13 protein-coding genes and 2 tRNA genes are annotated in these 13589 nt (G+C 60.6%); 12 read left to right on the top strand and 3 right to left on the bottom strand.

Features of this window, described 5'->3' with window-relative positions:
* Positions 1 to 10: 10 nt before the first annotated feature.
* Entirely contained in the window at positions 11 to 1063 is a 1053-nt protein-coding gene (queA, locus tag B8746_RS12550; RefSeq protein WP_084393994.1) for a tRNA preQ1(34) S-adenosylmethionine ribosyltransferase-isomerase QueA, read from the top strand.
* Here the strand turns inward: queA and B8746_RS12545 are convergent, their stop codons facing one another.
* Positions 1064 to 1630, bottom strand: a complete 567-nt coding sequence (locus B8746_RS12545; protein WP_084393993.1) for a nucleotidyltransferase family protein — start codon at positions 1628 to 1630, stop codon at positions 1064 to 1066. It abuts the gene before it with no gap.
* 63 nt (positions 1631 to 1693) lie between these two features.
* Here B8746_RS12545 and tgt point away from each other — a divergent pair, with 63 nt between their 5' ends.
* Positions 1694 to 2830 carry a tRNA guanosine(34) transglycosylase Tgt gene (tgt, locus tag B8746_RS12540; protein WP_084394243.1) on the top strand — a complete coding sequence of 379 codons (1137 nt, stop codon included), beginning with the start codon at positions 1694 to 1696 and terminating at the stop codon, positions 2828 to 2830.
* Here tgt and B8746_RS12535 read toward each other — a convergent pair.
* The gene (locus B8746_RS12535) at positions 2784 to 3548 is read right to left on the bottom strand and encodes a hypothetical protein (protein WP_084393992.1); all 765 of its coding nucleotides are present in this window, start codon (positions 3546 to 3548) and stop codon (positions 2784 to 2786) included. The genes tgt and B8746_RS12535 overlap by 47 nt on opposite strands.
* Before the next feature lie 115 nt (positions 3549 to 3663).
* Here B8746_RS12535 and B8746_RS12530 point away from each other — a divergent pair.
* A tRNA-Lys gene (locus B8746_RS12530) sits at positions 3664 to 3739 on the top strand.
* 45 nt (positions 3740 to 3784) lie between these two features.
* Here B8746_RS12530 and B8746_RS12525 read toward each other — a convergent pair.
* Positions 3785 to 5098 (bottom strand): glycosyltransferase family 4 protein, encoded by a 1314-nt coding sequence (locus tag B8746_RS12525; RefSeq protein ID WP_084393991.1) that lies wholly within the window; start codon positions 5096 to 5098, stop codon positions 3785 to 3787.
* 265 nt (positions 5099 to 5363) lie between these two features.
* On the opposite strand from B8746_RS12525, the gene B8746_RS12520 reads away from it, so the two are divergent.
* The 9 genes from B8746_RS12520 (at position 5364) to B8746_RS12480 (ending at position 13589) form a co-directional block, all read left to right on the top strand.
* Positions 5364 to 6791 (top strand): circularly permuted type 2 ATP-grasp protein, encoded by a 1428-nt coding sequence (locus B8746_RS12520; protein WP_084393990.1) that lies wholly within the window; start codon positions 5364 to 5366, stop codon positions 6789 to 6791.
* A complete protein-coding gene (locus B8746_RS12515; RefSeq protein ID WP_188657401.1) occupies positions 6791 to 7729 on the top strand; it encodes an alpha-E domain-containing protein in 939 nt (312 codons plus the stop codon). The genes B8746_RS12520 and B8746_RS12515 overlap by 1 nt, the downstream gene beginning before the upstream one ends.
* Positions 7730 to 7738: 9 nt before the next feature.
* Entirely contained in the window at positions 7739 to 8539 is an 801-nt protein-coding gene (locus tag B8746_RS12510; RefSeq protein WP_084393988.1) for a transglutaminase family protein, read from the top strand.
* 24 nt (positions 8540 to 8563) lie between these two features.
* Positions 8564 to 9298 carry a proteasome-type protease gene (locus B8746_RS12505; protein WP_084393987.1) on the top strand — a complete coding sequence of 245 codons (735 nt, stop codon included), beginning with the start codon at positions 8564 to 8566 and terminating at the stop codon, positions 9296 to 9298.
* A gap of 57 nt (positions 9299 to 9355) precedes the next feature.
* Positions 9356 to 9431, top strand: a tRNA-Lys gene (locus tag B8746_RS12500).
* 66 nt (positions 9432 to 9497) lie between these two features.
* Complete coding sequence (gene mobA, locus B8746_RS12495; RefSeq protein ID WP_084394242.1) at positions 9498 to 10115, top strand: molybdenum cofactor guanylyltransferase; 618 nt, start codon at positions 9498 to 9500, stop codon at positions 10113 to 10115.
* 290 nt (positions 10116 to 10405) lie between these two features.
* A complete protein-coding gene (locus tag B8746_RS12490; protein WP_084393986.1) occupies positions 10406 to 11632 on the top strand; it encodes an alginate export family protein in 1227 nt (408 codons plus the stop codon).
* Positions 11633 to 11691: 59 nt separating this feature from the next.
* Positions 11692 to 12309, top strand: coding sequence for an ANTAR domain-containing response regulator (locus B8746_RS12485; protein ID WP_233124250.1), 618 nt, complete (start codon positions 11692 to 11694; stop codon positions 12307 to 12309).
* Positions 12306 to 13589: a CmpA/NrtA family ABC transporter substrate-binding protein gene (locus B8746_RS12480; protein ID WP_084393985.1), complete on the top strand. Its 1284-nt coding sequence runs from the start codon at positions 12306 to 12308 to the stop codon at positions 13587 to 13589. The genes B8746_RS12485 and B8746_RS12480 overlap by 4 nt, the downstream gene beginning before the upstream one ends.

The following is a 13589-nucleotide window of genomic DNA, read 5'->3' as shown; positions in this document are numbered from 1 at the left end:
GGCGTAAGCCTTGGATCTTTCAGCGTTTTCCTTCGATCTCCCTGAAGAGCTGATCGCATTGCGGCCGGTCGAGCCGCAGGATGCCGCGCGGCTGCTTGTCGTGTATGGCGATGGCCGACTGGAGGATGCGCATGTCCGCGACCTGCCGCACTATCTCGAGGCCGGGGACACGCTGGTCTTCAATGATACGAGGGTCATTCCCGCCGCGCTGAAAGGCGTGCGGCCGGCACGCGATGACGCCGGCGCGGACGTGTCCGTCGATGCCAATCTGGTCGAGCGCGTCGATGGTGCGACCTGGCGGGCGCTGGCCCGGCCGGGTAAGCGCCTGAAACCTGGAGACCGGATATCTTTCGGGCAGGGCTTTGAGGCGGAGCTGACAGGCAAGGCCGAGACGGGTGAAGTCACGCTTGTCTTCAATCTGGCGGGGCGGGAGCTTGACGAGGCACTCGACGCACATGGCGCCATGCCGCTGCCGCCCTATATCGCCCGGCGGCGTGCGGCGGATGCGAAGGACCGCCAGACCTATCAGACGAGTTTTGCGGGTGAGGATGCGCAATCGGTCGCCGCGCCGACGGCAGGGCTGCACTTCACGCCGGAGCTGCGCGAAGCGCTGGCCGCGGCCGGGATCGGCAGTGAAACGGTTCGCCTTCATGTCGGGCTGGGCACGTTTTCACCGCTGAAGCAAAGTCAGATCGAGAGCGGCAGGCTGCATGAGGAGTGGCGGCGGATCAGCCCTGAAGTCGCGGCGCGGCTGAATGATGTGCGTGCATCCGGGCATCGCTGCGTGCCCGTTGGGACGACGGCGTTGCGGACGCTGGAAAGCGCTGTCGAGAATGGCCGGCTTGTCCCGGCGACAGGGCCGACTGACATTTTTCTCAAACCGGGCGACAGGCTGCAGGTGACGGACGCGCTAGTCACCAATTTCCACCTGTCGGAAAGCTCGCTGTTCATGCTGGTCTGCGCGCTGATGGGCACAGACATCATGCAGGCCGCCTATGCGCACGCCATCGCGCAGAAATACCGCTTCTATTCCTATGGCGATGCGTGCCTGCTGCTGCCTTGATCAATCGCCATGCCGAATGGTCAGCCAGGGCCAACGTGTCCTGTAGCTTTCGGCTTTCCTCGTGAAGAGCGGGTCGTCGATGTTTCCGGGATTTGGCCGGAGGATGCCGTTCCAGAGGTCGCCCAGTCCGTAGGGCGCGTGGAGGTCGCCGGTGTCGACATTTATGCCGACGCAGGTACAGGCGACGAGGAAGCCGCCAATACCGTCTTCTGAGGATGTGATCGGTGCGATGGGGCGGCCGAATTTCTGTTCGTACCAGAGATGGACGCGGGCCTGGTTGCGGATTTCGATCACCGCATCGAGGTCTGCAAAGGCACTGGCGGCGCGCTGTATCACCGCGTCTTCAGCCTCGTAAGACGTGTCGCTGTCATCGAAATAGAACACGTCGAAATCGCTGATGCCCCAGGCTGGATCATTGCCGGAGCGATGGTTCCAGACAGGCTGGAACAAGCATCCAGCAGTCAGATAGCACTGCGACAGGCCAAGCTCAGGCAGGCGTGCCAGCAGTTCGACATTTGTCGGCACGGATCGGACATGGTGCAGGAATTCGGCTTCGCTCAGAGACATTGGGCCTGTCTTAGCCGATTTTGAGGACTTGTCAGTGCCGGGTCGATGCGCCAAACGCGCGCCATGACGACCTTTCCTTTCGAGATCCAAGCGCGTGACGGTGCGGCGCGGACCGGTGTGCTGAAGACATCGCGCGGCGACATTCGCACACCCGCCTTCATGCCTGTCGGCACGGCTGGCACCGTAAAGGCGATGTATATGGACCAGGTCGAGCAGGCCGGGGCCGACATTATCCTTGGCAATACCTATCACCTCATGCTGCGCCCTGGCGCGGAGCGCGTGAAGCGGCTTGGCGGGCTGCATAAATTCTCTGGCTGGAAAGGCCCGATGTTGACCGATAGTGGTGGCTTCCAGGTCTGGTCGCTGTCGCAGCTTCGCAAGATGGACAAGGACGGCGTGACGTTTCGCAGCCACATTGACGGTTCTGAGCACCGGCTGACGCCGGCGCGCAGCATCGAAATCCAGGCGGACCTTCTCGGCGCGGATATTTCCATGCAGCTTGATGAGTGCACCGACTTTCCATGCAGTCATGAAGAGGCGCTGCGCAGCCTGGAACTGTCACTCGACTGGGGGCAGAAGAGCCTTGATGCGTTCGGGGTGCGGGAGACGCAGACCCTGTTCGGCATTATCCAGGGATCGAACTTTGAAGACCTGCGCGAGCGTTCAGCGAAGGGTGTTGTGAGCCAGGGGTTTGGCGGAATTGCGCTTGGCGGCCTCGCTGTCGGAGAGGGCCATGAGCAGATGTGCCGGACCATCGACATGACGGTGCCGCACCTGCCGGATGAGAAGCCGCGCTATGTGATGGGTGTGGGCAAGCCGATCGACCTTGTCGAAAGCGTCGCGCGCGGCATCGACATGTTCGACTGTGTGCTGCCGACGCGGGCCGGGCGGCACGGTCAGGCCTGGACGTGGGACGGGCCGATCAATCTCAAGAACGCAAAATTTGCCGAGGATCTTTCCCCGCTCGATGAGGCGGTGAACTCTCCGGCGAGCAATGACTATTCAAAGGCCTATCTGCACCATCTGATGAAAGCCGGTGAATATCTCGGCGCGATGATCCTTTCCTGGCACAACACCGCCTTTTTCCAGGCGCTGATGGCCGATATGCGCGCGCACATCGCTGCGGGGACGTTTGAGGCGCGGCGAACTGAGCTCAGTCTTCGATGGGCGGATACGAAGTCGGCTCCGAAGCCGACTTAGCCTTGCGGTCTGCCTTGGTGTGGCCGTCAACATCATCCAGCGCATAGCTGTCAATGTCGGAGGGGACGAGGTCCCAATCCTTCGCGGGCGGCTCTGGCGGCGTCTCGACCTTTTGCGGTTCCGGCATGTAGCCATCAGGAGCATCACCGCGATAGACGACGCTCTGGTTCTGGCGGAGGGCGGCAAGGTTTGGCGCGGCGATGCCATCGCATTTCTTCATCTGACCGAGCGCCTTCAGATAGGTGCGCCGGTGTGAGCCCTTGTTGATGGCGCGCTTCACTTTCGCCTCGTGGCGCTTGGCGCCCGATAGCTGGCGTACCCAGCCGCGATAGGGGATAAGTCCGCCGGCTTCCGAGGCAACCGCGCCAAGTATGCCCTCGGAGGTCGCGCCGGCGGCCTTGTCGGAGAGCGACTCGTCGTCTTCTTCCTTCGGTGCATCAAAGTCCGGCCCGAGTACGGCGTCGAGCGCGGAGACCTGTGCGACGATCTCGTCACAGGTGATGTCGGTCGAGACTTCGTACGGGTTGTTGATCTCCTGCAGGATATGCGGAATTTCGTCGCGTTTGAGATTGAGGTCTTCGAGTGGGGTCATCGCCGCGTCGGCCATTCCAGAACGCGTCTGCGACACGACCTGGCCGGTCGTGGAGTCGGGCGATGGCGAGGCGCAGGCGGCGAGGATGAGAAGGCCGGCTGCCGGTAGGATGAGCGCGTGTTTCATAGCCCTGCAATTGCAAGCGAAATTGACGGCGAAATGATGGCACCAGCTGACCTGCAATTAGCAGGTTGCCGTGCGTTGACCTTCCCGGCGCACTCGACTAGGAAACCGCTTCGGCGCGCCCATAGCTCAGTCGGTAGAGCAACTGACTTTTAATCAGTAGGTCACAGGTTCGAATCCTGTTGGGCGTACCAAAACTCCAGACAATCCAGTCTGACACTGCTGCCACCGCCGTGAATTCAGCTGTGCGGCTGTGCTAGCCTTGCGCGGGCGTCCTGGAAGGCCGGGAGGCTGATCGGGGCGAGGTTCATGGCGCGGCGGTAGACCTGCAGCGTGCGTGCCCCAAATTCGTCGCGGTTCCAGGTTTTCGCCGCGTCGAGGCCGCGATGGCGCATCTGGACGAGGTCAGCCCGATTCGCAAATGTCGACATGATCGTGCGGGAGAGGCTGCCGGGCGTGCACTCTTGTGCCAGGCGCCCGCAGCCGTACTTTTCGACGAACTCCACCGCTGTCGGGTCTTCGGCGCAGGCGATGAGCGGGCGGCCGAATGCGGCCGCTTCCCGGTAGACTGAGCCGGTCGACTGATAGCGGGATGGCGCGATAATGCCATGGCAGCGGGCGAGGACATGGCTCATCGAATCGTCGGTGAGGCGTCCGAAATCGAGGATCTGTTCGCGCGCGATCTGTGACAGGGAGAGCCGATCCATCCGGGCTTCCATGTCATGGGGCGCGAGGCCGATCACATGCAGCTCGGGCAGGGGGTCGTCCTTTGCCTGTGCAGAATGCACGACGATGTCGAACGCGATCAGAAGTTCGTCCAGCCCCTTTCGCGGCGCTCCATCGCCGATATAGGCAAGGCGCAGGCGGGCATGCAGCGGCGGGTAGGGCAAGGATGCCCCGGTCCGGACGATCTGAGGATCAACCGAGACAGGCGTCACCATATGGATATTACCCGGCTGGAAGCCGTACCAGTCCTTGATAAAGCGCGCGTGGGTGCGCGTATTGGAAATGACTGCAGCAGCCGTGTTGGCGCATCTGGCTTCCAGACCTCGCGCAACAAAGCGCGACAGGCGGGAGCCGAAGCTGTCGTCATCAGCGGCATCCAGCGCGTGTGGAGCGGTGTTCCGGATGACGACCGGAAGGCCGCAATCCATCAGCATGGCGGCTGGTGCCCCGCAATTCGTCGCTTCGATGAGGTCAAAGGGGCGGCGCTCATGCTCGTCCTGCACGCATTCACGGAATGCAGCGGCGGCGGCGATGTGCTCGAGACCGGGAATGGTCTTCATCAGGCGCCGCAAGCCTGTAATGCGGCCCGCGCAGCCTATGACTTCAATCCGGTCATGGTCGGTACGAACCACGTCATCCCGGTCCATTGTGAAGACGCGCACATTCACGCCGTGTGCGGCAAGCGCATGCGCCGTCTCGCAGGCAACGCGGCCCTTGGCGGTGGGAATCGGTGGGTACTCCCAGGTCAGGAGCGCCACTTCGAGAGCAGGGCTGACATCCGGCCCATCAGCCGGCGCGCTCTGCACGGGGGAATGCTCTTGGGTCATGGCAGCTCAAACGCAGCACATGCATTCCGGTTGCACGGGCAGCATCACTCCCGGTTAAGCTGTGTGACCAATTTGTCACATTGCCCATAAGCGCAATGGTGGCGGGGCGTGTAGCGGGCCATCGGGCCAGTCATCCGAAACGGGCGCTCGAATATTGGGCAGGTTCAGCCCGCATGTCACGGTATTCGCGAAAGTTTTTGCCACTGACCTGCCCAGATGTATCATTCGGGTGATTGCAAGGAAGGAGACGGCGCACCAGCCAGCCATGCCGGACAACAAGATGCCCTTTGACGAAATGTTCGGACACGGAGAACATCCGCGCCAACCCTATCAAACCTATAGTGACTGGTTCCAGTCAGAGAACTCCAGAAGCCTGCGAAAGAAGGCGAAGGAGGCCGAACGCGCGTTTCGCCGAACAGGCATCACTTTCAATGTTTATGGACGTGAGGAAGCCAATGAGCGGCTGATCCCGTTCGATATCGTTCCTCACATCCTGTCCAATCGCGAATGGCAGAAACTGTCGGAAGGGATTGAGCAGCGTGTCCTCGCGCTGAATGCTTTCCTGCACGACATCTATCACCGCCAGGAAATCCTGAAGGCCGGGCGTATCCCGCGTGAGATGATCAGTCAGAATGCAGCGTTTGAGCCGAAGATGATCGGTGTCGATCCACCCGGTGGCATTTATACGCATATTGTCGGTACGGATATCGTGCGCACCGGCGAGGATGAGTTCTATGTGCTTGAGGACAATGCCCGCACGCCATCCGGCGTTTCCTATATGCTGGAAAACCGGGAAACGATGTTCGAGATGTTTCCGGACCTATTCATCCGGCACAAGGTCTGCCCGGTTTCGACCTATCCAAAGCGACTGAGGCGGTCTCTGGCGGCCTGTGCGCCATCGGCCTGCACGGACAAGCCTGTCGTGGCGGTCCTGACGCCCGGTATCCACAACTCAGCCTATTTCGAGCATTCCTTCCTCGCCGACGAAATGGGCGCGGAGCTGGTCGAAGGCCATGACCTTCGTGTCGTCAACGGCCGTGTCGCGATGCGGACGACGCAAGGCTATATGCCGGTCGATGTTCTCTACAGGCGGGTCGATGACGCCTATCTCGACCCGCTCAACTTCAATCCGGATTCGGTGCTGGGCGTGCCCGGGATCATGGACATCTACCGTGCCGGCGGCATTACGATTGCGAATGCGCCGGGCACGGGGATCGCCGATGACAAGGCAATCTATTCCTACATGCCGGACATCGTTGAATTCTATACCGGCGAGAAGGCGAAGCTGCCGAACGTGCCGACATGGCGATGCTCGGACCCGGACTCGCTCGCCTATGTGCTCGACAATCTGGAAGATCTCGTCGTCAAGGAAGTTCATGGGTCTGGCGGCTATGGCATGCTGGTCGGGCCCGCCGCAAGCCGCAAGGAGGTCGCCGCTTTCCGCGCCAAGCTGCAGGCAAAGCCCGACGGCTATATCGCGCAGCCGACGCTCGCGCTTTCAACGGTGCCGATCTTCACGAACCAGGGCCTTGCGCCGCGCCATGTGGATTTGCGGCCCTTTGTGCTGGTCTCGCCGAACGGCGTAGACATCACGCCGGGCGGGCTGACGCGCGTCGCCTTGAAGAAGGGGTCACTTGTGGTCAATTCGAGCCAGGGCGGCGGCACCAAGGATACGTGGGTGCTCGAATCATGATGCTTGGCAAGACAGCTGGCGGTCTGTTCTGGATGTGCCGTTACCTTGAGCGAAGCGCGAACAATGCCCGGCTGATCGAGGCCGGCTCACGCATGGCAATGACGCGGGCGGACGCGTCCGATGCCGAATGGATCTCGGTCCTGTCCACCGCCAATGCGCTCGACGGCTATAATGAACGCCATGACGAGATCAATCGCACGCATGCCATCGACTATATGCTGCGTGACCGGACCAACCCGTCCTCCGTCATGTCCGTCGTGGACGCGGCCCGGAACAATGCTCGCATGGTCCGCGTGGCGCTGACGCGCGAGGTATGGGAAGCGGTCAATGATACGTGGATGCGGCTGAAGGATGCGCTGGCACGGCAGGTCAGCGAGAAGGACCTGCCGAATGTGCTGGAGCTGATCCGCCAGCAGAGTGCGCAGGTGCGCGGCGCTTTGCATGGTACCATGCTTCGCAACGATATCTTCAATTTCTGCCGTATAGGGACGTTCCTTGAGCGGACGGATAATGTCGCCCGGATCCTCGATGTGAAGTATTACGTCCTTCTGCCATCGGTCTCGATGGTGGGCAGCTCCATTGACAATTTCCAGTGGGAGACCATCCTGCGATCAGCGGCGGCGGAGCGAAGCTTTGCGTGGCTGAACAAGGAATCGGGGCCGCGGGCCATCTCGGAATTTCTCATCCTTGACCAGCGCCTGCCGCGGTCGCTCGCATTCTGCTATATCAACCTGGCGCGCAACCTTGCCAATCTCGAAGCCGAATATGGCGAGACGAAACCGTGCCAGGCGATCTGTGCGAACATTCTCCAGCGTCTGACCACGACGGATATCGACGCGATCATGGAGGAGGGCCTGCACGAATTCCTGACAAGGCTGATCAATGACAATAACGGGTTGGGCACGCAGATCGAGGAAGACTACCGTTTTGCATACTAAGGATATCAGATGCAGCTGAAAATTGCGCATGAGACGCGCTATGAATTTCCTCAGCCGGTGGCGTACGCGTTGTATCAGTTGCGCCTGACGCCGAAGGCGCGGGCCGGTCAGAAAGTACTGAGCTGGGACGTTGAGGTCGAGGGCGGAACAGAGGAAGCGCGTTTTGTTGATCAGTTCAACAATGAGACCCTGCTGGTCAGTGCCGGTGCGGGTGCAACGAGCCTGATCGTCAGGGCGCATGGCGAGGCCGAGACAGATGACACAGCCGGCATCGTCGGAAAGCATCGCGGTTCCACGCCAATCTGGTTCTATGAGCGAACGTCCGAGCTCACCCGGCCGGGTCCGACCATACGTAGGTTCGCGAATTCGCTGGGAAGCGACTACGATAATGATGTCGACCGGATGCATACACTGATGCACGCCATCGGGGCGAGCGTGACATACGAGTCTGGCAAGACAAATGTCACGACCACTGCCGAAGAGGCCGCGAGCGCTGGCCATGGCGTGTGCCAGGACCATACTCACATCTTCGTTTCAGCCGCCCGCTATCTGGGCTTTCCGGCGCGGTATGTGAGCGGCTATCTGATGATGAATGACCGAGTGCAGCAGGACGCTTCCCATGCCTGGGCGGAAGTATATGTTGACGCTCTGGGCTGGGTCGGATTCGATGCCTCCAATGCAATCTCGCCAGACTCACGTTATGTCGCGGTTGCAACGGGGCTTGATTATAATGATGCAGCCCCGATTTCGGGTCTGTCCTTCGGGCCGGGCGCCGAGACTTTAGACGTGACGGTTCAGGTTCAGCAATAAGATGGGTTTTCCCCTTAAATCGGCATGACGTACTGCGTAGGTCTCCGCCTCGACAGAGGCCTCGTTTTCATGTCCGACACGCGGACCAATGCCGGTGTCGACAATATCTCCACGTATCGGAAGATGTTCACCTGGAGCAAACCGGGCGAGCGGACCCTCGTCATGATGACGGCGGGGAATCTTGCGACAACGCAAGCCGTGGTCAGCATGCTGGACGAGCGCACCAAGGCACCGGAAGAGCGCAATCCCTCCATCCTCGAAGTGCCGTCCATGTTCCAGGCAGCGCGCCTTGTCGGCAAGACGCTGCGGAACGTTATCCGCGAGAGCGCGCCGGATGAGGGGCCGGATGCGGAATCGCCGTTCAAGGCGACCATCATCCTTGGCGGACAGATCGCCGGTGCCGAGCCGCGCCTGTTCCTCATCTATCCGGAGGGCAATTTTGTCGAAGCCTCAAAGGAGACGCCTTTCTTCCAGATCGGTGAGACCAAATATGGTCGCCCGATCCTCGTGCGGGCCTACGAGCCGGACATGACGTTTGAGGCTGCGGTGAAGCTGATGATGGTGTCCTTCGATTCCACCATGAAGGCGAACTTGTCCGTCGGGCTGCCGCTCGACCTCCTGCTTTATGAAAAGGACAGTCTCGATATCATGGCGCAGCGGCGGATCGAGGAGGATGACCCCTATTACAACCTGATTTCAGCCAATTGGGGTGAGGCGCTGAAGTTCGCCTTTGGCTCACTGCCCGATTACAAGCTCTGAAAGAGCATTTGCCTTTTCTGCACTTCGCGACTACATGGCCAGCTCTCAAAACAGAATGCGCCTATAGCTCAGTTGGTAGAGCAGCTGACTCTTAATCAGCGGGTCCGAGGTTCGAATCCTCGTGGGCGCACCACTTCTCAGGGTCGATGCGCAGCTAGTCTGCTGTCTTGACGTGGCAGCGGGTCTTCCGCAGATCATCATGCCCATGAAAATAATTGGATGCATTCTGGCCGGTGGCCGGGGTCTACGGCTCGGTGGACGCGACAAGGCGGTTGTGGAACTCGCTGGTGGCCCGCTCTGGTCACTCGTCGCCGCGAAGCTGACGGGAAAGGTCGACGCGCTCGCCGTGCTGGCGCCGGAGCGTCCGGCATGGCTGGAGCGGGACTCCAGCATTGCGTTCATCGCCGACCAGGTGCCCGGCCAGGAGTCCATCGGGCCTGCGGGTGGGCTGCTTGCGGCGCTTGGCTTTGCACATTACCGCCACGGAGGAGAATCCGCTGTCCTGACAGCGCCGGTCGATGCGCCTTTCTTTCCGGACGAGCTGCCGGAACTGTTGAAGGAATCCATCGGTCAGGCGAAGGCGGCAATTGTTGAAGCCGATGGGCGGCTGCACCCGACCTTCGGTCTCTGGACATGCGCGGCGCTGGAAGATTTCCGCGCCTGCGTCGATGAAGGCGAGCTTGCGCTGCACAAGATTGCCGACCGGCTCGGTGCGCGGCGAGTTTCGATTGAAGCGGGCAGCGACCGCTTCCTCAACATCAATACGCCGGAAGACCTCGATAGGGCCGAAAGCCTCGTGCGCACTATGCCGGATTGAGCCTCGCCATCCGGCGAGCCTGCACGAGAAACCGGCAGTCGGGGTCAAAAAAAACGCAAACCCGTGCAGAAAATAAGCCTTTGGCGTGTCTCCTGGCGCGCGCAATTGCACTGGCGGGGCTCTCGGTACAATCAGAGTACAGCTTTGAATGATCAAAGACACGGCACCCGAAGCAGGGTGCACATCTTCGGTGAAGAAGAAATGAGCGTCGCCTGACCGGGCGATCAGGATCATTTGCGCCGGATTCCTCAGCACACGTCGAGCATCCGGCACCATACCGAGGACGAACCATGTCTTTTTCCAAATTGACCGCTTGCAGCCTGGCTGCACTCTGCGCCTGCACCACTTTCTCAACCGCTTTTGCTGATGTAGCCGACAGCGGCCTCCACGCGGCGCTGTCCCAGACCAAGCCAATCCTGGACCTGCGCCTGCGCTATGAAGGCGTCGACCAGGACGGGTTTGCCGATAATGCGGACGCGCTCACCTACCGGCTTCGCGCAGGCCTTCAGACTGGCGAATTCCTTGGCACGAGCTTCCTCGTGGAGTTCGACCATATTGGCGACATTGTCGATGACTTCAATTCGACGACCAATGGCAAGACGATGTATCCTGTCGTGCCGGATCCGGAAGCGACCGAACTCAACCGGCTGCAGCTGACCAACAAGTCTTTTCCGGATACCGCAATCACGCTCGGCCGACAGCGCGTCATTCTCGACGACTCCCGCTTTGTCGGAAATGTAGGCTGGCGCCAGAATGAGCAGACCTTCGATGGCCTACGCGTCCAGAACGACTCCATCGGCAAGCTGAAGCTCGACTTCACCTATCTCAACCAAGTGAATCGCATCTTCGGCGACGAATCGGCGATGGGGCGCTGGGAGGGCGATGTGTGGCTCGCCAATGCCTCCTATCCAACCCCTTTCGGGTCCCTGACCGGGTTTGGCTATCTCCTCGACATTGATGACGCGGGCGGAACCATGTCCTCCGAGACCTATGGCGTTCGCCTGGCGGGCGCGCGTGAGCTCGGCGAAGGCAAGCTCAGCTATGCCGCGTCCTATGCCAATCAGAAGGATTACGGATCAAGCCCGTTCGACTATTCGGCGGACTATTACCTCATCGAGGGCGATTACAGTTTCGGGGCCGTCTCCCTCGGTGCAGGGTATGAGGTTCTCGGCGGGGACGACCAGCGCGGGTTTCAGACTCCCCTCGCAACGCTTCACAAGTTCCAGGGCTGGGCTGACAAGTTTTTGGTCACGCCCGTGGGCGGTGTGGAGGATATCTATGCAAAAGCCGGCTACAAGGTCGGCGATGTCGGCCCGCTCAGTGGCGTCTCGATTGCGGCAATCTACCATGATTTTTCGGCAGATGAGGGCGGATCCGATTACGGTAGCGAACTCGACCTTTCGGCGTCTGGAACCTGGGACAAGGTCAAGCTGACCCTCAAGTTCGCAGATTATCAGTCGGACGGGTTTGCGAGTGACACGCAGAAGATCTGGCTGCAGCTGGATTTCGCTCTCTGACGGGAATGGCAACGTCGCTGGCATCTGGAGCCGGCGCAAATCGGGGTGCGCAAGTTAACGTGAATTCGTCAGACGTTCCTCTGCGCGTGCTCATCATCGATGACGACCCCGAACGCATCAAGCTTGTCGAGGAAGGGCTGGCTGCGAATGCTGTTGTACACACGGCATCTCGCACGCATGGCCGGCTCCTCCTCGACATGATTTCCCGCATTGGACCGGACGTAATCATCATGGACTGTAATTCACCCGACCGGGATACAATCGAGAGCCTGCGCCTTGTCGCGCGGTCGAACCCCAAGCCCATTGTCATGTTTGTCGAGGAAGAAGGGGGCGACCGCATGCAGGATGCGATTGATGCGGGCGTGAGCGCCTATGTGATCGATGGACTCATGCCGCGGCGCGTGCGGCCGCTCATCGACACGGCGATTGCCCGTTTCCGGCACATGGACGGGCTTCGATCCGAGTTGCAGAAAACCAAGGACGATCTCGCCGCCCGCAAAGTGATCGAGCGGGCCAAGGGGCTGCTCATGCAGCATCACGGCATGACGGAGGACCAGGCATTCTCCTCCATGCGCAAGATGTCCCAGCAACAGGGAAAGCCAATCAAGGACGTGGCCTCCAATGTGATCACGATCCTGGAGATGCTGGCAAACAAGGCGGGAGAGCTTCCGGAATGACGGCGCAGACATTGAATATCGGATTTGCTCCGTTGACGGACTGCGCTTCGCTGGTGGTGGCGCGCGAGAGGGGTATCTTTGCGCAGAATGGACTGGATGTCTCTTTGCGGCGGTTTGTGTCGTGGGCGGCGATGCGGGATGCACTGGGAAGTGGGGTGATCGATGCGGCGCATATGCTGTCGCCGATGGTCGTGGCGTCCGCTGCGAGGCTGGGCCCGTTTCCGGGAGACTTCACGACCGCCTTCACCATGAACCTGAACGGCAATGCCATTACCGTCTCGAATGCGCTTCACGAGGAAATGCGGCAGCGCGCGCCGGACCTGATGGAGGAGCTTCCGCTGACAGCGCGCGCGTTGAAGCGGGTCATCCAACAGCGACAGGCCGAGGGCGGCGCACCTCTGACCCTGGCACATGTCTATCCCCAGTCCATGCACAGCTATGAGTTGCGCTTCTGGCTGGCGGAGGCCGGTATCGATCCCGACCGTGACCTGAACCTGGTCGTTGTCCCGCCATCGCTGACGGTGGATGCGCTGTCGACGGGACACATCGATGGCTATTGCGTGGGTGAGCCGTGGAACAGCGCGGCCGTGGTTGGGGGATTGGGCCGTACACTGATCACATCGGGCGAAATCTGGTCGAACGGTCCGGAAAAGGTGCTGGCAGTTCGCAAATCATGGGCGTCTGACCATCACGATACGCATCTCGCTCTCATCGCAAGCCTGTCGGAGGCATCGAAATGGCTGGATGACGTGGCTAACCGGCAGACTGCGGCGCGGATGATCGCAGCGCCTGAATATGTGAATACGGCCTATGATGAGATTGTCAGTTCCCTGACCGGTGTCGGCGTCCAGACGGGCGGTCACCTTCGCCTCAAGATGCCGGACTTCAACGTCTTCCACCGCTATGCCGCGAATTTTCCGTGGCGCTCACATGCCAAATGGATCCTGTCGCAGATGGTGCGATGGGGCGAAGTGCCGGAGACTGTCGACGTGGAGTCGGTCGCGGAAAACGCATTCCGACCGGACATTTACTGCGAGGCTGTCAAAGCACTTGATGTGGCATGCCCCGTCTCGGACCAGAAGGTCGAAGGCGCCCATCAGCATGCCTGGCTGATGGAGACGCAATCGCAGCCCATTGCCTGCTCAGCCGACCGGTTTCTCGATGGCAAGCCGTTCGATCCGGCACGGTTCAGCGACTATGTTTCGGGGTTCGACATTCGCCGCGGCGAGGACAGGCTGGGTGAAAGCGACCGCAGCCAGGTCGCAGACCTTGGGAAATAG

This window comes from Henriciella pelagia, from assembly GCF_002088945.1.
GTDB lineage: Bacteria > Pseudomonadota > Alphaproteobacteria > Caulobacterales > Hyphomonadaceae > Henriciella > Henriciella pelagia.
The sequence above is the reverse complement of the archived record's forward strand: the minus strand, read 5'-3'. Positions and strand labels throughout refer to the sequence as shown.

What these genes read in the sequence shown, in the direction of transcription:
- B8746_RS12545 (WP_084393993.1), bottom strand. Translation starts at nt 1,630, where the DNA reads ATGTCTCTGAGCGAAGCCGAATTCCTGCACCATGTCCGATCCGTGCCG.
- tgt (WP_084394243.1), top strand. Translation starts at nt 1,694, where the DNA reads ATGACGACCTTTCCTTTCGAGATCCAAGCGCGTGACGGTGCGGCGCGG.
- B8746_RS12535 (WP_084393992.1), bottom strand. Translation starts at nt 3,548, where the DNA reads ATGAAACACGCGCTCATCCTACCGGCAGCCGGCCTTCTCATCCTCGCC.
- B8746_RS12525 (WP_084393991.1), bottom strand. Translation starts at nt 5,098, where the DNA reads ATGACCCAAGAGCATTCCCCCGTGCAGAGCGCGCCGGCTGATGGGCCG.
- B8746_RS12520 (WP_084393990.1), top strand. Translation starts at nt 5,364, where the DNA reads ATGCCGGACAACAAGATGCCCTTTGACGAAATGTTCGGACACGGAGAA.
- B8746_RS12515 (WP_188657401.1), top strand. Translation starts at nt 6,791, where the DNA reads ATGCTTGGCAAGACAGCTGGCGGTCTGTTCTGGATGTGCCGTTACCTT.
- B8746_RS12510 (WP_084393988.1), top strand. Translation starts at nt 7,739, where the DNA reads ATGCAGCTGAAAATTGCGCATGAGACGCGCTATGAATTTCCTCAGCCG.
- B8746_RS12505 (WP_084393987.1), top strand. Translation starts at nt 8,564, where the DNA reads ATGACGTACTGCGTAGGTCTCCGCCTCGACAGAGGCCTCGTTTTCATG.
- mobA (WP_084394242.1), top strand. Translation starts at nt 9,498, where the DNA reads ATGCCCATGAAAATAATTGGATGCATTCTGGCCGGTGGCCGGGGTCTA.
- B8746_RS12490 (WP_084393986.1), top strand. Translation starts at nt 10,406, where the DNA reads ATGTCTTTTTCCAAATTGACCGCTTGCAGCCTGGCTGCACTCTGCGCC.
- B8746_RS12480 (WP_084393985.1), top strand. Translation starts at nt 12,306, where the DNA reads ATGACGGCGCAGACATTGAATATCGGATTTGCTCCGTTGACGGACTGC.